13 protein-coding genes are annotated in these 19,527 nt (G+C 54.5%); 9 read left to right on the top strand and 4 right to left on the bottom strand.

Annotated elements, in window-relative coordinates; translation table 11 throughout:
* Nucleotides 1-16: 16 nt before the first annotated feature.
* The 3 genes from polB to rluA all read left to right on the top strand — a co-directional run bounded on the left by polB (nucleotide 17) and on the right by rluA (nucleotide 6,116).
* Complete coding sequence (gene polB, locus CRO33_RS12290) at nucleotides 17-2,377, top strand: DNA polymerase II (RefSeq protein WP_097118325.1); 2,361 nt, start codon at nucleotides 17-19, stop codon at nucleotides 2,375-2,377.
* Nucleotides 2,378-2,529: 152 nt separating this feature from the next.
* Nucleotides 2,530-5,436, top strand: a complete 2,907-nt coding sequence (rapA, locus tag CRO33_RS12285; protein ID WP_097118324.1) for an RNA polymerase-associated protein RapA — start codon at nucleotides 2,530-2,532, stop codon at nucleotides 5,434-5,436.
* 20 nt (nucleotides 5,437-5,456) lie between these two features.
* A complete protein-coding gene (rluA, locus tag CRO33_RS12280; protein ID WP_097118323.1) occupies nucleotides 5,457-6,116 on the top strand; it encodes a bifunctional tRNA pseudouridine(32) synthase/23S rRNA pseudouridine(746) synthase RluA in 660 nt (219 codons plus the stop codon).
* 67 nt (nucleotides 6,117-6,183) lie between these two features.
* Here the strand turns inward: rluA and djlA are convergent, their stop codons facing one another.
* Nucleotides 6,184-6,996 (bottom strand): co-chaperone DjlA, encoded by an 813-nt coding sequence (djlA, locus tag CRO33_RS12275; protein ID WP_058959353.1) that lies wholly within the window; start codon nucleotides 6,994-6,996, stop codon nucleotides 6,184-6,186.
* Between the two features lie 181 nt (nucleotides 6,997-7,177).
* Between djlA and lptD the strand changes: the two genes are divergently transcribed.
* The 6 genes from lptD to apaH are packed head-to-tail and all read left to right on the top strand — an operon-like array spanning nucleotide 7,178 to nucleotide 14,008.
* Nucleotides 7,178-9,556, top strand: a complete 2,379-nt coding sequence (gene lptD, locus CRO33_RS12270; protein WP_097118322.1) for an LPS assembly protein LptD — start codon at nucleotides 7,178-7,180, stop codon at nucleotides 9,554-9,556.
* A gap of 54 nt (nucleotides 9,557-9,610) precedes the next feature.
* The gene (gene surA, locus CRO33_RS12265; protein ID WP_097118321.1) at nucleotides 9,611-10,906 is read left to right on the top strand and encodes a peptidylprolyl isomerase SurA; all 1,296 of its coding nucleotides are present in this window, start codon (nucleotides 9,611-9,613) and stop codon (nucleotides 10,904-10,906) included.
* On the top strand, nucleotides 10,896-11,888 hold the full coding sequence (gene pdxA / locus CRO33_RS12260) for a 4-hydroxythreonine-4-phosphate dehydrogenase PdxA (protein WP_097118320.1): 993 nt from the start codon (nucleotides 10,896-10,898) through the stop codon (nucleotides 11,886-11,888). Before surA ends, pdxA begins: the two co-directional genes overlap by 11 nt.
* Entirely contained in the window at nucleotides 11,881-12,705 is an 825-nt protein-coding gene (gene rsmA / locus CRO33_RS12255; RefSeq protein ID WP_034826076.1) for a 16S rRNA (adenine(1518)-N(6)/adenine(1519)-N(6))-dimethyltransferase RsmA, read from the top strand. Before pdxA ends, rsmA begins: the two co-directional genes overlap by 8 nt.
* A 4-nt stretch (nucleotides 12,706-12,709) precedes the next feature.
* On the top strand, nucleotides 12,710-13,087 hold the full coding sequence (gene apaG / locus CRO33_RS12250; RefSeq protein ID WP_034826077.1) for a Co2+/Mg2+ efflux protein ApaG: 378 nt from the start codon (nucleotides 12,710-12,712) through the stop codon (nucleotides 13,085-13,087).
* Nucleotides 13,088-13,138: 51 nt separating this feature from the next.
* Entirely contained in the window at nucleotides 13,139-14,008 is an 870-nt protein-coding gene (gene apaH, locus CRO33_RS12245; RefSeq protein ID WP_097118319.1) for a bis(5'-nucleosyl)-tetraphosphatase (symmetrical) ApaH, read from the top strand.
* Nucleotides 14,009-14,150: 142 nt separating this feature from the next.
* Here apaH and folA read toward each other — a convergent pair whose 3' ends face one another.
* From folA to carB, 3 genes are all read right to left on the bottom strand, one after another.
* Nucleotides 14,151-14,630 (bottom strand): type 3 dihydrofolate reductase, encoded by a 480-nt coding sequence (gene folA, locus CRO33_RS12240; protein ID WP_034826087.1) that lies wholly within the window; start codon nucleotides 14,628-14,630, stop codon nucleotides 14,151-14,153.
* A gap of 287 nt (nucleotides 14,631-14,917) precedes the next feature.
* Nucleotides 14,918-16,060: a porin gene (locus tag CRO33_RS12235; protein WP_160833562.1), complete on the bottom strand. Its 1,143-nt coding sequence runs from the start codon at nucleotides 16,058-16,060 to the stop codon at nucleotides 14,918-14,920.
* Nucleotides 16,061-16,300: 240 nt separating this feature from the next.
* Nucleotides 16,301-19,525 carry a carbamoyl-phosphate synthase large subunit gene (carB, locus tag CRO33_RS12230; protein ID WP_034826091.1) on the bottom strand — a complete coding sequence of 1,075 codons (3,225 nt, stop codon included), beginning with the start codon at nucleotides 19,523-19,525 and terminating at the stop codon, nucleotides 16,301-16,303.
* Nucleotides 19,526-19,527: the final 2 nt, after the last annotated feature.

The raw sequence follows: 19,527 nt of genomic DNA, 5'->3' as shown, positions 1-19,527 counted from the left end.
ATTTCCCGGAGTTCACGTGACCGAACCACGCGCAGGTTTTTTGCTTACCCGCCACTGGCGAGATACCCCAACCGGCAGCGAAGTGGTGCTGTGGCTGGCGACTGATGAGGGTCCACAGCGGCTGGTGCTACCGGCACAAGAGTCCGTGGCTTTCATTCCAGAAGAGTTCCGCCAGCAAACCGAAGCGTTGATCCGTGACGAGCGGCATATTCGTGTGCAATCACTCGAGCTGAAAGATTTCCGCCGTCGTCCGGTCTTTGGTCTCTATTGCCGCAGCCATCGCCAGTTGCAATACCTGGAAAAGCGACTGCGAGAAAATGGCATCGCGCTGTATGAGGCCGATATCCGCCCGCCAGAGCGCTATTTGATGGAGCGTTTCATCACTGCGCCGGTGTGGTTCAGCGGCGAGGTGCGCGGCGATAGCGTGGTCAATGCTCGCCTGAAACCGCATCCAGATTACCGCCCGCAGCTAAGATGGGTTTCGCTGGATATCGAAACCACGGAACACGGTGAGCTGTATTGCATCGGGCTGGAGGGCTGCGGTCAGCGCCAGGTTTACATGCTGGGTCCGCCCAATGGCGACGCCAGCACCCTCGATTTCGATCTCATCTATGTGGATAACCGCCCGCAGCTGCTGGAACAGCTCAATGGCTGGTTCGCCCGCCACGACCCTGACGTGATCATCGGCTGGAGCGTAGTGCAGTTCGATCTGCGCGTCCTGCAAAAACACGCCGATCGTTATGGCATTCCGCTGCGCTTAGGACGCCAAAATCAGGCGCTGGAGTGGCGCGAGCACGGCTTTAAGCCTGGCGTCTTCTTCGCACAAGCCACCGGGCGGTTGGTGATTGATGGTATTGAAGCGCTGAAATCCGCATTCTGGGACTTTCCCTCTTTCAGTCTTGAGGCGGTGTCACGCCAGCTCCTCGGCGAAGGAAAAGACATCGACAACCCGTGGCAGCGCATGGAGGAGATCAACTGGCGTTTTGCCCATGACAAACCCGCGCTGGCGAAGTACAACCTGAAAGATTGCGAACTGGTGACGCGTATTTTCCAGCACACTGCCATCATGCCGTTCCTGCTGGAACGCGCCACGGTCAATGGCCTGGCGGTCGATCGTCACGGCGGTTCGGTGGCGGCGTTTGGTCATCTTTATATTCCGCGTATGCATCGCGCAGGATTCGTGGCACCTAACCTTGGTGAAGTGGCACCCGAAGCAAGCCCCGGCGGTTATGTGATGGACTCACGGCCCGGCCTGTACGACTCGGTGCTGGTGCTCGATTACAAAAGCCTTTATCCCTCCATTATTCGCACCTTTCTGATCGATCCCGTCGGTTTGGTGGAGGGGCTGGCGCATCCAGACGATGCCGATTCCGTGCCCGGGTTTCGCCATGCGCGCTTCTCACGCCAAACCCATTGCCTGCCAGCGATTGTGGAGCAGATTTGGCAAGGGCGTGAAGCGGCTAAACGCAACGGCAATCAGCCTTTGTCACAGGCGCTGAAAATCATCATGAATGCCTTTTACGGCGTGCTTGGCACCAGCGCCTGTCGCTTCTTTGATCCACGCCTTGCGTCTTCTATTACCCTGCGTGGCCACGCCATCATGCAGCAAACACGCGAGCTGATTGAAGCCGAAGGGTTTGATGTGATTTATGGCGACACCGACTCCACCTTTGTCTGGCTCAAAGGCGCGCATAGCGAGGCGGAGGCCGCCGCCATTGGTCATCGTCTGGCTAAACAGGTCAATGCGTGGTGGCAGCAACATCTGCAGCAGACTTACGGGCTGGAGAGCGCACTGGAATTAGAGTACGAAACCCATTTCAGTCGCTTCCTGATGCCCACCATTCGCGGTGCTGAACAAGGCAGTAAAAAGCGCTACGCCGGCATGATTCGCAGCGACGGAACAGAACGGCTGGTGTTTAAAGGGCTGGAGTCAGTGCGCACCGACTGGACACCGCTGGCGCAGCAGTTCCAGCAAAATCTGTATGGCCGAATTTTCCGTGGTGAGCCATGGCAGGATTATATCCGTGAGACCGTGGCGCAGTTGCTGGCGGGCGAACTGGATGAATTACTGGTCTACAAAAAGCGCCTGCGCCGCCCGTTAAAAGATTATGAAAAAAACGTGCCACCCCATGTACGCGCGGCTCGCCTCGCCGATGAGCAAAATCGGAAATTACAGCGTCCATTACAGCATCAAAATGGCGGGTACATTCGCTATGTGATGGCGACCGCTGGCCCGGAACCGCTGGAAGCGCGCACCACGCCGCTCGACTATGATCACTATGTCACCAAACAGTTACAACCGGTGGCAGATGGCATTTTACCCTTCGTCGGCGATGACTTTGCTACACTTATCACCGGGCAGCTGGGGCTTTTTTGACAGGTGACGAATGCCCTGCCATCCAGTACCATAGCGCCCTTCCTGTTTCTCACCGCATAGACACTCTGACCAAACTCTCGTTTGGCGGTGATGTATTGCCTGAGAGCAGGTGAACTTCTTTATGGCATGTCAGAGAGTCGAGCTAAAAATATATGGTTTTTACACTGGGTCAGCGCTGGATTAGTGATACGGAAAGTGAACTGGGATTAGGAACGGTGGTGGCGATCGATACGCGCATGATCACCATGATGTTCCCGGCAACCGGCGAAAACCGCCTGTATGCCCGTAATGATGCTCCCGTCACCCGTGTGATTTTCAATCCGGGCGACACCATCACCAACCACGAAGGTTGGCAGATGAGCGTCGATGAAGTCCGCAACGATAACGAATTAATGACTTACATCGGCACGCGTCTCGACACCGAAGAAAGCGGCGTGGTGATGCGCGAAGTGATGCTGGATAGCAAACTGGTGTTCAGTAAGCCTCAGGATCGCCTGTTCGCCGGTCAGCTCGACCGTATGGACCGTTTTTCCCTGCGCTTCCGTGCGCGTAAATACCACAGTGAGCAGTATCGCCTGCCGATCAGCGGCCTGCGCGGCATGCGCACCAACCTGATTCCGCATCAGCTGCATATCGCCCATGATGTTGGCCGTCGTCATGCGCCACGCGTGTTGCTGGCGGATGAAGTGGGCCTGGGTAAAACCATTGAAGCCGGGATGATTATTCAGCAACAGTTGCTGGCCGGTCGTGCCGATCGCGTACTGATCGTGGTGCCGGAAACGCTGCAGCACCAGTGGCTGGTAGAGATGTTGCGCCGCTTCAACCTGCGCTTTGCCCTGTTTGATGACGACCGCTACACCGAAGCCCAGCACGACAGCGATAACGCCTTCGAAACCGAACAGCTGATTATCTGTTCACTGGATTTCGTACGCCGTAACAAGCAGCGTCTTGAATTGCTGGCCGATGCCGACTGGGATCTGCTGGTGGTCGATGAAGCCCACCATCTTGCCTGGAGCGAAGATGCGCCAAGCCGTGAATATCAGGTGATTGAACAGCTGGCGGAAAAAACGCCGGGCGTGCTGCTGCTGACGGCCACGCCGGAACAGCTGGGTCTGGAAAGTCACTTTGCCCGTTTACGTCTGCTCGATCCAAATCGCTTCCACGACTTCAGCCAGTTCGTGGCTGAGCAGCAGAATTATCGCCCGGTGGCCGATGCGGTGAGTTCGCTGCTGGCCGATCAGGCGATCACCAATGAAGAGATGAACCTGATCAATGACCTGATCGGTGAACAGGACATCGAGCCGCTGCTGCAGGTGGCGAACAGCGATCGTGAAGGCAAAGAAGACGCACGCAAAGAGCTGGTCTCGATGTTGATGGACCGCCACGGCACCAGCCGCGTGCTGTTCCGTAACACCCGTAACGGCGTGAAGGGCTTCCCGAAACGCGAACTGCACCAGGTTCGTTTGCCACTGCCTGCGCAGTATCAAACCGCGATTAAAGTTTCCGGCATTATGGGCACACGCAAGAGCGCAGAAGAACGCGCGCGTGACATGCTGTATCCGGAAAAGATTTATCAGGAATTTGAAGGTGATAGCGGTACCTGGTGGAACTTCGACCCGCGCGTAGAGTGGCTGATGGGTTACCTGACCAGCAACCGTAAAGAGAAAGTACTGGTGATTTGCGCTCAGGCTGCCACTGCGCTGCAACTGGAGCAGGTGCTGCGCGAGCGCGAAGGTATTCGTGCTGCAGTGTTCCACGAAGGATTATCCATTCTGGAACGCGACCGCGCTGCGGCGTTCTTCGCCTCAGAAGAAGAAGGCGCACAGGTACTGCTGTGCTCGGAGATCGGTTCTGAAGGCCGTAATTTCCAGTTCGCCAGCCGTCTGGTAATGTTCGACCTGCCGTTTAACCCGGATCTGCTGGAACAGCGTATTGGCCGTCTCGACCGTATCGGCCAAATGCACGACATTCAGATCCTGGTGCCATGGCTGGAAAAAACCGCCCAGGCGGTGCTGCTGCGCTGGTACCACGAGGGCCTGGATGCGTTTGAGCATACCTGTCCAACTGGACGCGCCATTTATGACAGCGAATACAGCAAGTTAATCGAATACCTCGCCGCACCTGAGAATCCACAGGGGCTGGATGAATTTATTGCAGAGAGCCGCAAACAGCACGACACGCTGAAAGCGCAGCTGGAGCAGGGTCGTGACCGCTTACTGGAGCTGAACTCCAACGGCGGCGAAGCAGCGCAGGCGCTGGCGAATGCTATCGGCGAACAGGATAACGACACCGACCTGGTTAACTTCGCGCTGAACCTGTTCGATATCGTCGGCATCAACCAGGAAGACCGCAGTGACAGCCTGATCGTGCTGACGCCATCCGATCATATGCTGGTGCCGGATTTTCCAGGTTTACCGGAAGATGGCTGTACCGTGACCTTCAACCGTAACCAGGCGCTGTCGCGTGAAGACACCCAGTTCATCACCTGGGAACATCCGCTGATCCGTAATGGTCTCGATTTGATCCTGTCCGGCGATACCGGCAGCTGTGCATTGTCACTGCTGAAGAACAAAGCGCTGCCGGTTGGGACGCTGCTGGTTGAGATGGTGTACGTGGTTGAAGCGCAGGCTCCGAAAAGCCTGCAACTCACCCGCTTCCTGCCGCCAACGCCGGTGCGTCTGCTGATGGATCGTGCGGGCAACAACCTGGCAGGCAAAGTGGAGTTTGAAAGCTTTAACCGCCAGTTAAACGCCGTGAATCGTCATACCGGTAGCAAACTGGTTAACGCAGTGCAGCAGGAAGTGCACGAGATTCTGACCCAGGCCGAAAAAGTGGTGATTCCGGAAGCACAGGCGATCATCGCAGCGGCGAAAGTCGAGGCGGATGAGAAGCTGAGTGCCGAGCTATCACGTCTTGAAGCGCTGCGAGCGGTCAACCCCAACATCCGTGATGATGAGGTTGAAGCGCTGGAAAGCAATCGCGAGCAGGTGCTGGCGAGCCTCGGTGATGCGGGCTGGCGTCTGGACGCGCTGCGTCTGATCGTTGTCACGCACCAATAATTGCTGAAGGCCACTACGACATGTTGATGGAAGCCTACAATCCGCCGCTCGACCCCTGGCTACATATTCTGTATCAGGACGAGCACATTATGGTGGTCAACAAGCCAAGCGGCTTGTTGTCGGTGCCTGGTCGCCTGGAGGAGCACAAAGATAGCGTGATGACGCGCATTCAACGTGATTTCCCTCAGGCGGAATCGGTGCATCGCCTGGATATGGCCACCAGCGGCGTGATCGTGGTGGCGTTGAATAAGGCTGCGGAAAGAGAGCTCAAGCGGCAGTTCCGCGAGCGTGAGCCGTCAAAGTATTATGTGGCACGCGTGTGGGGCCATCCTGCGGCGGAAGAGGGATTGATCGATCTGCCGCTGATTTGCGACTGGCCTAATCGCCCTAAGCAAATGGTATGCTTCGAGAACGGTAAAGCCGCTCAGACCGAATATCAGGTGCTGGAATACGAAGCGAGCAACAGCGCCCGCGTGCGGCTCAAGCCGATTACCGGCCGCTCGCACCAGCTGCGCGTGCATCTACTGGCGCTGGGTCACCCGATTTTGGGCGACCGCTTTTATGCCCATGAAGAAGCACTGAGCATGGCGCCGCGTCTGCAACTGCACGCGGAGTCATTAACCATTACCCATCCGGCGTTTGGCAACAGCATGACGTTTAAGCAGCCAGCAGATTTTTAATCTGCAGGTCATAAAAAAGGGCCGTCAGTCATGACGGCCCTTTCAAATTCAATCTTAACGTTCCAGGCTATTTAAAACCTTTCTCCTTACGAATCAAATCGTAAGCCGCCTGAATCTCCTGCGCTTTCTGCTTCGCCATCTCCATCATTTCTGGCGGTAACCCTTTCGCCACCAGTTTGTCCGGATGATGCTCACTCATCAGCTTACGGTAAGCGCGTTTAATGGTGGTGCTGTCATCGCTGCTTTTTACCCCCAGCACACTACAGGCATCATCCAGCGTCGGTCCGCGTTTCGCCTGTTGATAAGCACCACCATAAGAGGAGCCACCGCCACCAAATTGTTGCCCACCTTCCATCATGCGAAGGAACTGATCGAACTGTGCCCGCGAAATGCCCAGCTCTTCCGCGATTACATACAGCACCTGGCGTTCATTGGGATGCAGCGAACCGTCAGCAAATGCCGCCTGAATCTGAATTTCCAGAAACATCCGAATCAGATCAAAACGACCAAAACAGGCGCTGCGCAGTTCACGCAATTTATTCCGCAGCGGATAGTCACTTTGCTTGCCTTCGCGGAAAGCACGCTGCGCAGCCATGCGGGCATCGCCATGCAGTTGCATACGATCCATAAATAAGGAAGCAATCTGGATATCTGCCTCGGTGACGCGCCCTTTTGACTTGGTCAAATGACCCATCACCTGAAAAGTGGTACTGAAAAACAGCGTCTGTCGCGCCTGATTATTGGCGAAATAGCCCTGTCCTTTTACGCTGCGCACTTTGTCAAACATATGACCAATGATCAGACCCAGTACAATGCCCCAGAAGCCTGCTCCGGAAAGTAAGCCGAGAGCCAGACCAATAACTTTTCCCCAGTAGCGCATAAACTCCTCAATTCGCCATGCTTGCGGCTGAAAATTGCATTATCATACCTTTCATTTACTTCAGTGCCTAACAGCAACGCGATCAGACAAGGATTAACACTGGCACAACGCCGGGCAGTAAGTTAGTCTCTGAGCCGATTGTCGGCATGATGCCCGTTCTCATGGAAATCCCGAACCGCGTATGAAAAAACAGATACCTACCCTGCTGGCAACCATGATTGGTGCAGCGCTCTACAGTCAGCAGTCATTCGCCGACGATCTTATGTCGCAATGTATGCTGGGCGTGCCGAGCTATAACCGTCCGCTGGTCAGCGGCGACACCAATTCCCTGCCTGTCACCATCAACTCTGACTCGGCCAAGGGTAACTACCCGAATGACGCGGTATTCACGGGCAATGTTGATGTGCAGCAGGGCAACAGCCGCTTACGTGCCGATGAGATGCAACTGCATCAGCGTCAGCAGGATGGACAGACCACGCCAGCGCGTACCGTGGATGCGCTGGGTAATGTGCACTATGACGACAACCAGGTCATCCTGAAAGGTCCGAAAGCGTGGTCCAATCTGAACACCAAAGACACCAACGTGTGGAACGGTGATTACCAGATGGTGGGCCGTCAGGGCCGTGGCGTTGCCGATCAGATGAAACTGCGTGGCGACAACCGTTATACCATTCTGGAAAACGGCAGCTTCACCTCTTGCCTGCCCGGCTCTAATAGCTGGAGCGTGGTCGGTTCTGAAGTGATCCAGGACCGTCAGGAAGAAGTGGCGGAGATTTGGAACGCCCGCTTTAAACTCGGCAATGTGCCGGTGTTTTACAGCCCATATTTGCAGTTACCGATTGGCGATCGCCGTCGCTCCGGTTTCCTGATCCCGAATGCGAAGTACGGTAGTAACAACGGCTTCGAATTTATGCTGCCGTATTACTGGAACATCGCGCCACAGGCCGATGCCACCATTACGCCGCATTACATGAGCAAACGTGGTCTGCAATTGCAGAACGAATTCCGCTATCTGACCGTGTTTGGTGCCGGTTTGATGGAACTGGATTATCTGCCGTCCGATAAGCAGTACGACAACGACAAAGCGGTGCGTGGCATCGCCGAAAATGATAACTCAGATCGCTGGCTGTTCTACTGGCAGCATGCTGGTGTCTATGAGCAGCACTGGCGCTTCAATGCCAATTACACCAAGGTAAGTGACCCGTATTACTTCAACGATCTCGACTCGAAGTATTACAACTCTACTGACGGTTATGCGACGCAGAAATTCAGCTTTGGCTACGCGGACACCAACTGGGACGCCACGCTGTCGACCAAAGATTTCCAGGTGTTTGGTAACACAGATTCGACCAACGTCTATCGTGCCATGCCACAGCTCGACCTGAACGCCTATCAGAACGATATTGGACCATTTGATGGCCACATCTACGCTCAGGCAGTGAAATTCACCAACGTGAATAGCAAAATGCCTGAAGCAACGCGTCTTCACATTGAACCGACGTTAAATTTACCGCTGTCAAATGGCTGGGCCAGCCTGGATACCGAAGCAAAGTTCCTCGCTACGCACTACCAGCAGGACAATATTGATCGTTATAACAATAACGAAATCTCTAATATTTCCAGCAACGGTAATCAATTAGATAGCTCCGTCAACCGCACTCTGCCGCAGTTCAAAGTGGATGGCCGTCTGATATTTGACCGCGATATGGATTGGGAACCAGGTTACACGCAAACGCTGGAACCGCGTGTGCAGTACCTTTATGTCCCGTACCGTAACCAGAGCAATATCTATCCGTACGACTCAACGCTGCTGCAAACTGACTACACCGGCCTGTTCCGCGATCGTACCTATAGCGGCCTGGATCGTATCGCGTCGGCTAACGAAGTCTCAACCGGTGTGACCACACGAATTTATGATAACGATCTGGTTGAACGTTTTAACGTTTCTGTGGGTCAAATCTACTCGTTTACCCCGTCTCGTACCGGCGTAAACCAGACGAGTGATGAGGATGATACCGGCAGCCTGGTGTGGGCCGGGGATACCTATTGGAAAATCAGCGATCGCTGGGGCGCGCGTGGCGGTCTGCAGTATGACACCCGTCTCGATAACGTTGCACAAGGCAACGCCATCCTGGAATACCGTCAGGATGCCGATCGTATGGTGCAGTTGAGCTATCGCTACAGCAGCCCGGAATACGTGGCGCAGGCGTTGAACAACTCCAGCTTGCTGACGAACCCGATCTACAAAAACGGGATTTCACAAGTTGGCGCAACCGCGAGTTGGCCAATTGCCGATGCCTGGTCACTGGTGGGCGGATATTACTACGATACCCGCAACAGTCGCCCTGCTGAGCAGTTAGTTGGCCTGCAGTACAGCTCGTGCTGCTACGCCATTCGTCTGGGTTACGAGCGCAAGATCAACGGTTGGGAAAACAACGACAGTAAGTACGACAACCAAATCTCATTCAACATTGAGCTACGTGGTCTGAGTTCTAACTATGGCTTAGGCACCAATGAAATGCTGCGTCAGGGCATCATCCCTTACCAGCGCGCTTTCTGATGTTGTGATGTTTGACAGGCTATCCCGCAGTGCGGAAACAACAATGGATAAAGTATGAAGAACTGGAGAATGCTGATTCTTGGTGTAGCGATCACCGCTAACACTGCGTTCGCAGCCCCACAAGAGCTTGATAAAGTTGCTGCCGTCGTGAATAACGGCGTGGTACTGGAAAGTGACGTTGATAACATGATGCGCACCGTGAAATCACAGGCGCAGCAAGCTCATCAACAGTTGCCTGATGACAAAACCTTGCGTCATCAGATCCTTGAGCGTCAGGTCATGGATGCCATCATTCTTCAGATGGGCGAGAAAGCCGGCCTGCAGGTCAGCGATCAGCAGTTGGATCAGGCAATCCAGAATATTGCCGCACAAAATAAGATGAGCATGGATCAGTTGCGCAGCCGCCTGGCCTATGACGGAATGAACTACAACGCCTACCGTGCGCAGATCCGTCAGGAAATGCTGATCTCTGAAGTGCGTAATAACGAAGTGCGCCGCCGTGTCACCATCCTGCCGCAGGAAGTCGATACGCTGGCAACGCAGATTGGTTCACAGAATACTCAGGGCACTGAACTGAACGTGAGCCAGATCTTGCTGCCACTGTCAGAAAACCCTACGCAGCAGCAGGTTGACGATCAGGAAGCGCTGGCGCGTCAATTGGTCGGTCAACTGAAAAGCGGTGCCGATTTCGGCAAAATGGCAGTGACCTACTCTGCCGATCCGCAGGCGCTGAAAGGCGGCAACATGGGTTGGGCGAAAATTGAAGAGTTGCCGACCCTGTTCTCGCAAGCGTTAAGCACCGCGAAGAAGGGCGACATCGTCGGCCCAATACGTTCTGGTGTTGGCTTCCATATTCTTAAAGTGAACGATCTGCGCGGTGAGAGTAAAAACATCTCTGTCACCGAAGTGCATGCACGCCATATTCTGCTGAAGCCTTCTCCGATCCTCACTGATGCGCAGGCACAAGCGAAGATCGAGCAGATCGCGGCTGACATCAAGAGTGGCAAAACCACCTTTGCTGCGGCGGCAAAACAGTTCTCTGACGATCCGGGTTCTGCTAACCAGGGTGGTGATCTCGGCTGGGCAACGCCTGAAATCTACGATCCTGCCTTCCGTGATGCGCTGCTGAAGCTGCAAAAAGGCCAGGTCAGTGAGCCGGTACACTCCTCCTTCGGCTGGCATCTGATTCAGTTACTGGATACCCGTCAGGTTGATAAAACCGATGCGGCGCAGAAAGAGCGTGCTTATCGTCTGCTGTTTAACCGTAAATTTGCCGAAGAAGCACAAACCTGGATGCAGGAACAACGCGCCAGTGCTTACGTGAAGATTCTGGACAACAATGGTCAGTAATTATCGTGTCGTGATCACCCCCGGCGAACCCGCCGGGATTGGTCCTGATCTCACCGTTCAACTGGCTCAGCTCGACTGGCCAGTTGAACTGGTGGTCTGTGCCGATGGCCATGTGCTGCGTCAGCGAGCCCAGCAACTGGGCTTACCGCTTACGCTGCGCGATTACCAACCGGGTGTTGCGGCACAAGTACAGCAGGCCGGTACGTTAACGCTGCTGCAGGTTGATACCGCGCAGCCGGTCACGCCTGGTGAATTAACCGTAGCGAATGGGCATTACGTATTGGAAACGCTGGCGCGTGCCTGCGACGGTTGCCTAAACGGTGAATTTGCTGCGTTGATTACCGGACCCGTGCACAAAGGCGTCATCAATGACGCCGGCATTCCGTTTACCGGTCATACCGAATTCTTCGCCGAGCGTGCCGGTGGCGATCGCGTGGTGATGATGCTGGCCACCGAAGAGTTACGCGTCGCGCTCGCCACTACGCATTTGCCGTTAAAAGATGTCGCTGATGCGATTACTCGCGACAGCCTGCATGAGGTGATTACGATTCTGCATCAGGATTTACAGCAGAAGTTCGGTTTACCCCATCCGCATATCTTTGTCTGCGGCCTGAATCCGCACGCGGGCGAAAGCGGCCATATGGGCCGTGAAGAAATTGATACTATCATTCCGGCGCTCGACGAACTGCGTCAGCAAGGTATACAGCTTACCGGCCCATTACCGGCTGATACGCTGTTCCAGCCGAAGTACCTACAGCATGCCGATGCGGTCCTGGCGATGTATCACGATCAGGGCTTACCGGTGCTAAAATTTCAGGGGTTTGGTCGCGCGGTGAATATCACCCTTGGCCTGCCCTTTATCCGGACTTCTGTCGACCATGGTACCGCGCTGGAATTAGCCGGCCAGGGCAAGGCGGAACCGGGCAGCTTTATCACGGCGCTTAATCTCGCCATCACTATGATCAAGAGCAGTAATGAATAATCGCGTCCATCAGGGGCATTTTGCCCGTAAACGTTTCGGGCAGAACTTCCTGAACGATCAGTACATTATCGACAGCATTGTCTCCGCTATTCACCCGCAGAAGGGAGAAGCGATTGTGGAGATTGGTCCCGGCCTGGGTGCCTTAACTGAACCGGTGGGCGAACGCCTCGATGAACTGACCGTTGTAGAGCTGGACCGCGATCTGGCTGCACGTTTGCAGACCCATCCGTTCCTCGGACCGAAGCTGACCATTTATCAGCAAGATGCCATGACTTTCGATTTCTCGGCGCTGGCGCAAGAGAAAGGTCAGCCACTACGTGTCTTTGGCAACCTGCCGTACAATATTTCGACCCCGCTGATGTTCCACCTTTTCAGCTATACTGGTTCGATTAAAGACATGCACTTCATGCTGCAGAAAGAAGTGGTAAACCGTTTGGTTGCCGGACCAGGCAGTAAAGCGTATGGCCGCCTGAGCGTGATGGCGCAGTACTATTGCCAGGTGATTCCGGTGCTGGAAGTTCCACCCGAATCCTTCACGCCTGCGCCAAAAGTTGATTCCGCCGTGGTGCGTTTGATGCCTTACCCAGAACCACCTTATCCGGTGAGCGATATTCGCCTGCTGAGCCGCATCACCACTGAAGCCTTTGGTCAACGCCGTAAAACCCTGCGTAACAGCCTTGCACATATGTTTACTGCGGGTGCGTTGGATGAACTGAACATTGATGCCTCGCTGCGTGCTGAGAATGTCACCGTGGCACAGTATTGCCAACTGGCGAACTGGCTGGGCAATCATCAGGCTGAAACCCCGGAGAAATAAGTGTATGAGTGAACTGGCCCGCGTCTGTATTCATGTATTGAGTCAATATGTGGAATCACAATCCTTGCCCGACGAGGATCGTTACGTGTTTGCCTACACCATCACCATACGTAATCTGGGACGAAATAGCGTTCAACTGCATAGTCGCTACTGGCTTATCACCAATGGCAACGGTCGTGAGACTGAAGTTCAGGGGGAAGGTGTGGTTGGCGAGCAACCGCACATTGCCGCTGGCGGTGAGTATCAGTACACCAGCGGTGCGATTCTGGAAACCCCTATGGGCACCATGCAAGGTCACTATGTGATGATCGACGATGAAGGTGAAGAATTTCACGTCGACATTCCGGTGTTCCGACTCGCCGTGCAAACCCACATACATTAATCCCCCTCCGCCCGGCCAGTCCGGGCGGCGCGTTTTGATCGGACTGACGTAATGAGTACATACCTGATTGGCGATATTCACGGCTGTTATGACGAGCTACGTGCGCTGCTGGCGCAGGTTGATTTCGATCCGCAGCAAGACGAGCTTTGGCTAACCGGCGACTTAGTGGCGCGTGGCCCGGGTTCGCTGGATGTGCTGCGCTATGTGAAATCGCTGGGAGATTGCGTACGACTGGTGCTCGGCAATCACGATCTGCATCTGCTGGCGGTTTATGCGGGCATCAGCCGTAACAAACCTAAAGATCGTCTGACGCCATTGTTAGAGGCGCAGGACGCGGATGAGCTGATCAACTGGTTACGTCGCCAGCCGCTGCTACAAGTGGATGAAGAGAAAAAGTTGTTGATGGCTCATGCGGGTATCACACCGCAGTGGGATCTCGACACGGCAAAACTCTGTGCGCGTGAAGTTGAAGCCGTGCTGGCCAGCGACACCTACCCGCTGTTCCTGGATGCGATGTACGGCGACATGCCGAACAACTGGGCGCCGGAATTGAGCGGCTTGGCGCGTCTGCGCTTCAGTACCAATGCCCTGACGCGTATGCGCTTCTGCTTCCCCAACGGTCAGTTGGATATGATCTGCAAAGAAGCCCCCAACTCTGCTCCACCGCCGCTGAAACCCTGGTTCCTTGTTCCCGGCAAGATCGGCAGCGACTACACGCAGGTGTTTGGTCACTGGGCTTCACTGGAGGGCAAGGGGACGCCTGAGCACATTATCGGCCTGGATACCGGTTGCTGCTGGGGCGGCACGCTGACGCTGCTGCACTGGGAATCGCAACGCTATTATTTGCAGGCCTCCAACCGCGAAAAGGCGATGGCAGAGAGTGCCGCCAGCGTACATCCGCCATTGAGCGATATGTCATAAACAAAAAGCCCCGCAACGTGCGGGGCTTTTTTTGTTCGCCATAAAGGGTGGTTCTGAGATTTCCCGGTCGCCCTGTAGGGCAACACCACGACGAAATGAGACGATTTTCTCAGGGGCACATTGATGGGTGCCGGGATAAACATCAACGGCGATCTAAAATCTCAAAGCAGTAGCTGTGCGAGTTTTGTGCATCGGCGTCATGAAACTCGCTAAAGGTCGATTGCCACTCATCCGGCTCGTAATCCGGGAATTGGGTGTCACCTTCGACTTCGGCATCAATGTGTGTGAGATACAAACGATCGGCGCGCGCCAGCATCTGTTCGTAAATGCGACCGCCACCGATCACCATGACCTCTTCCACGTCTCCCGCCGCTTTCACTGCTTCGTCCAGCGAAGTCACCCAGGTCACGCCTTCATGGGTGCCCGGCTGGCTGCTCACCACAATATTTAAACGTCCCGGTAGCGGGCGGCCGATTGATTCAAAGGTCAGACGCCCCATAATCACCGGCTTATTCAGCGTATTACGTTTAAACCACGCCAAATCAGCGGGCAGGTTCCATGGCATGGCATTTTCCATACCAATAATGCGATCGGCTGCCAGTGCTGCGATCAGACTAATCATGTTAAAAGACCTACAGGAAAAAAATTGGCGCAATGATACGTAAAGGCGAAAGTTTCGTCGATAGGCCGCCCCCGCTATTTGCGTAAAGCTCCTATGCGACCGCATTTTTGTTATTGGACAGAGTTTTACACCGACTTTCCCACCATACTTGGGAATAGACGCCATATTAGTCCGGCAGGACGCTATAACTCAGGGTGAAATGAGGCTTTAACGTGATGGAGTGTAAAGAAAACCGCACTGTCTGCGACAAAGAAAAACGGCTCCCGCAGGAGCCGTTGTAACGTCGATTAGAAATCGTAGCGCAGACGCACCAGGTTCATGTTACCCAGTGATTTGTCGGTGCTTGAGGTGATCACGTATTCGTAGTCCACCTGGAAGCCGTAATCCAGTTTAGTGCTGATACCAACGCCATTGTCGATACGTTTGTAGTTACGTCCATTGACGAACTCCAGACGGTCGCCCATGAAGTAAGGCTGGATAGATTTGACCGCGTACTGGCCAATTGGGAATTTGTAACCGGCGAAGTATTCCACGCCCCACGCATCATCCGCGAAGTAATTGTTAACCGTATTCTTCTTGGTTGGTGAGAAGTTCTGATACCAGCCTGCACCTGCAGACAGCGTCCAGTTATCCGGGGTCCAACTCAGCGCGGTACCGTAGATGTTCTGGTCATAGTCTTTGCTTTCACCGGTGCCTGGGTTATGGATATCTGCACGGGTGTAGTTCCATGCCGTGCCCCATGCCAGATCTTTGGTGATGTGATAGTTCACACCCAGTGAGCCGCCGCCTTTACGCTTGTAACGCAGGCCGTTGCCTGGCAGGTAGTTGTTATCTTCAAACAGGTATGAAGCGTAAACATCAACGTCGCCGAAGGTGTTTTTGTACTTCAGCATCTTACGTGAACGGTATGAACCGTCGTAGTCACCGTTGATACCGTTGCCCGGTGCCTGAGCCAGCATGTCGTAGTCCCAGATATCGGTCTTCGCGCCGACCACATCATAGTAAACGCTGTTCTGCTGACCAAAGGTCAACTGACCCCAGGTTTTGCTCTTCAGACCCGTGTACAGCTGACGACGCGTGGTGTTGTTCTGGCCATCGGCATAGTGGTTATCCCAACCCCACCAGGCCGGGAAGTTCACGCCCAGCTCGTAGTAGCTGACCCAGCTGATGTCATCAAACAGGTAGTAATCCGCGGAGAAACGGAAACGTGAACCACCATCGTAGCCGTTACGCTTGTACGATTGATCACTGACGCCAGCCTGATGCTGGAACTGAGGACGAATACTGCCGCCGACTTTGAAATCAAGACGACTAAGTGGATCGCCTGCCTGCGGATCCTGCTTCAGCAGGGTAATTTCCGCCTGGCTGGCGAGAGGCGCAGCAACTAATAACGCAGCCACTGCGCTGAGGGTGAAAGCACGCATTTTCATTTTTATATCCCAGTTAAGGTGAGCGCTCTATTGATGAGCGCTCAAGATAGTACGGTGCGCTTACCGGGATCGTATTTATAATTTTGTGCGGATAATCCGAGGTGTAACCGTTATCGCATCAACTGATAAAAACTATGTCAAATCAATATATTTTTCACACATAACCTTATTCAACCAATGATAAACAGGCGAAAAAAAACGGCTCCCAAAGGAGCCGTTTTCAGTCGGTCAACTTATTGATTAACCTTTGATTTGCGCATGCATTTCCTGCACTGAAATCACTTTCTCTGTCGGATCTGCATTCAACGCCATCGCGGTAGCAAATCCACCATTCAGCGTGGTGTCATAATGCACTTTATATTGCAGTGCACTGCGGCGAATCAGTTTGGAATCTTCAATCGCCTGACGACCTGCGGTGGTATTGACGATGTAGGTGTATTCGCCATTCTTCAGACGGTCCTGAATGTGTGGACGACCTTCATGCACCTTGTTAACCAGACGTGGGTTGATACCGGCCTCACCCAGCACCACAGCGGTGCCGTGTGTGGCGTCCAACTCGAAGCCAAACTTCTGCAGCTTCGCCGCCAGGTCAACGATACGTTTCTTATCGCCTTCGCGCACAGACAGTAACGCACGACCGGTTTTCTTCATGTTGCTCTGCGCACCCAGCATCGCTTTGGCGAACGCTTCCGCAAAGGTACGACCGACACCCATCACTTCACCGGTAGAACGCATCTCTGGACCAAGAATCGGGTCAACACCCGGGAACTTGTTGAACGGTAGCACCACTTCTTTCACCGAATAATACGGTGGAATGATTTCTTTCGTGACGCCCTGCTCAGCCAGGGTTTTACCTGCCATCACGCGTGCAGCCACTTTCGCTAAAGGTACGCCGGTCGCTTTAGACACGAATGGCACGGTACGCGCCGCACGTGGGTTCACCTCAATCAGGTAAACCTCGTTGTCCTTCACTGCAAACTGCACGTTCATCAAACCGCGTACGTTCAGCTCGAAAGCCAGTTTCTCGACCTGTTGACGCATCACGTTCTGGATTTCAGTGCTCAGCGTATAAGCCGGCAGTGAACAAGCGGAGTCACCTGAGTGAACGCCGGCTTGTTCGATGTGCTCCATGATGCCGCCAATCAGCACACGTTCACCGTCGCAAATCGCATCCACGTCGACTTCCACTGCATCATCCAGGAAGCGGTCCAGCAGAACCGGTGCATCATTGGAAACCGAAACCGCGGTCTGGAAGTAACGCTTCAGGTCGATTTCATCATAAACGATTTCCATCGCACGACCGCCCAGCACATAGGAAGGACGTACCACCAACGGATAACCGATACCTGCCGCTTTCTCAACAGCTTGCTCCAGCGTAGCCACGGTGGCGTTAGCCGGTTGCTTCAGGCTCAGGCGATCAACCGCCTGCTGGAAACGTTCACGGTCTTCAGCACGGTCAATCGCATCTGGGCTAGTGCCTATCACGGGCACACCTGCTGCTTCCAGCGCACGAGCCAGCTTCAGCGGGGTCTGGCCGCCGTACTGCACGATGACGCCTTTAGGCTTCTCGATGCGCACGATTTCCAGCACGTCTTCCAGCGTCACCGGTTCGAAGTACAAACGATCGGAGGTGTCGTAGTCAGTCGATACGGTTTCCGGGTTACAGTTCACCATAATGGTTTCGTAACCGTCGTCGCGCAGCGCCAGTGCCGCATGTACGCAGCAGTAATCGAACTCGATACCCTGACCGATACGGTTTGGACCGCCGCCCAAAATCATGATTTTGTCACGATCCTGGTTTGGATTGGCCTCGCACTCTTCTTCATAAGTGGAGTACATATAAGCGGTATCGGTGGAGAATTCTGCCGCACAGGTGTCTACGCGTTTGTAGACTGGGTGCAGGTTGAACTGCTGACGCAGTTTGCGAATTTCACTCTCTGCCACGCCCGCCAGGTTTGCCAGACGCACGTCAGCAAAGCCTTTGCGCTTCAGTGCACGCAGGAAATCAGCATTCAGTGAGTTGACACCTTCACGCGCAACCTGCTCTTCCAGACGTACCAGCTCTTCGATTTGCACCAGGAACCAGCGGTCAATGTTAGTCAGGTTGAACACGCCATCCACCGACATACCGGCACGGAACGCATCCGCGATGTACCAGATACGGTCAGAACCGGCATCTTTCAGCTCACGGCGGATGCGGGTCAGGGCTTCGGCATCATCCAGATCCACTTTCGGGTCGAAGCCGTTTGCCCCCACTTCCAGACCGCGCAGCGCTTTCTGCATTGATTCCTGGAAGGTGCGGCCAATCGCCATCACTTCACCCACAGATTTCATCTGCGTGGTCAGGCGGTCATTGGCACCAGCGAACTTCTCGAAGTTGAAGCGAGGAATCTTGGTCACAACGTAGTCGATTGAAGGCTCAAACGACGCCGGCGTACGACCGCCGGTGATGTCATTCATTAGCTCATCGAGAGTGAAGCCCACCGCCAGTTTCGCGGCGACTTTTGCAATCGGGAAACCGGTCGCTTTGGAAGCCAGCGCCGAGGAGCGCGACACGCGCGGGTTCATTTCGATAACCACAAGACGGCCGTCTTTTGGGTTAACCGAGAACTGCACGTTAGAACCGCCGGTTTCCACGCCGATTTCACGCAGTACCGCCAGCGAGGCGTTACGCATGATTTGGTATTCTTTATCCGTCAGGGTTTGCGCCGGTGCCACGGTGATCGAGTCGCCGGTATGGATACCCATCGCATCGAAGTTTTCGATCGAGCAGACGATGATGCAGTTGTCGTTTTTATCACGCACCACTTCCATCTCGTACTCTTTCCAGCCAATCAGCGACTCATCAATCAGCAGCTCATTGGTAGGGGAAAGATCCAGGCCACGCTCGCAAATCTCTTCGAACTCTTCGCGATTGTAAGCGATACCGCCACCGGTGCCGCCCATGGTAAAGGAAGGACGAATGATGCACGGGAAGCCTACATCTTCGGCCACGGCCAGTGCTTCTTCCATGGTATGCGCGATACCGGAACGCGCGGTGCCGAGGCCGATGCTTTTCATCGCCACGTCGAAACGGCGGCGGTCTTCGGCTTTATCGATGGCATCCGCGGTCGCACCGATCATGGTGACGCCGAACTCAGCCAGCACACCCTGACGCTCCAGCTCCAGCGCACAGTTCAGTGCAGTCTGGCCGCCCATGGTCGGCAGAACGGCATCCGGACGCTCTTTTTCGATGATCTTACGTACTACTTCCCAGTGAATCGGCTCAATATAGGTCGCATCGGCCATTTCCGGGTCGGTCATGATGGTGGCCGGGTTGGAGTTGACCAGAATGACGCGGTAACCCTCTTCACGCAGCGCTTTACACGCCTGTGCACCGGAGTAGTCAAATTCACATGCCTGGCCGATAACGATCGGGCCAGCGCCAAGGATCAGGATGGATTTTATGTCTGTACGTTTTGGCATCG

It is taken from the genome of Pantoea sp. GL120224-02 (genome assembly GCF_900215395.1).
GTDB classification, from domain to species: domain Bacteria; phylum Pseudomonadota; class Gammaproteobacteria; order Enterobacterales; family Enterobacteriaceae; genus Pantoea; species Pantoea communis.
The sequence above is the reverse complement of the archived record's forward strand: the minus strand, read 5'-3'. Positions and strand labels throughout refer to the sequence as shown.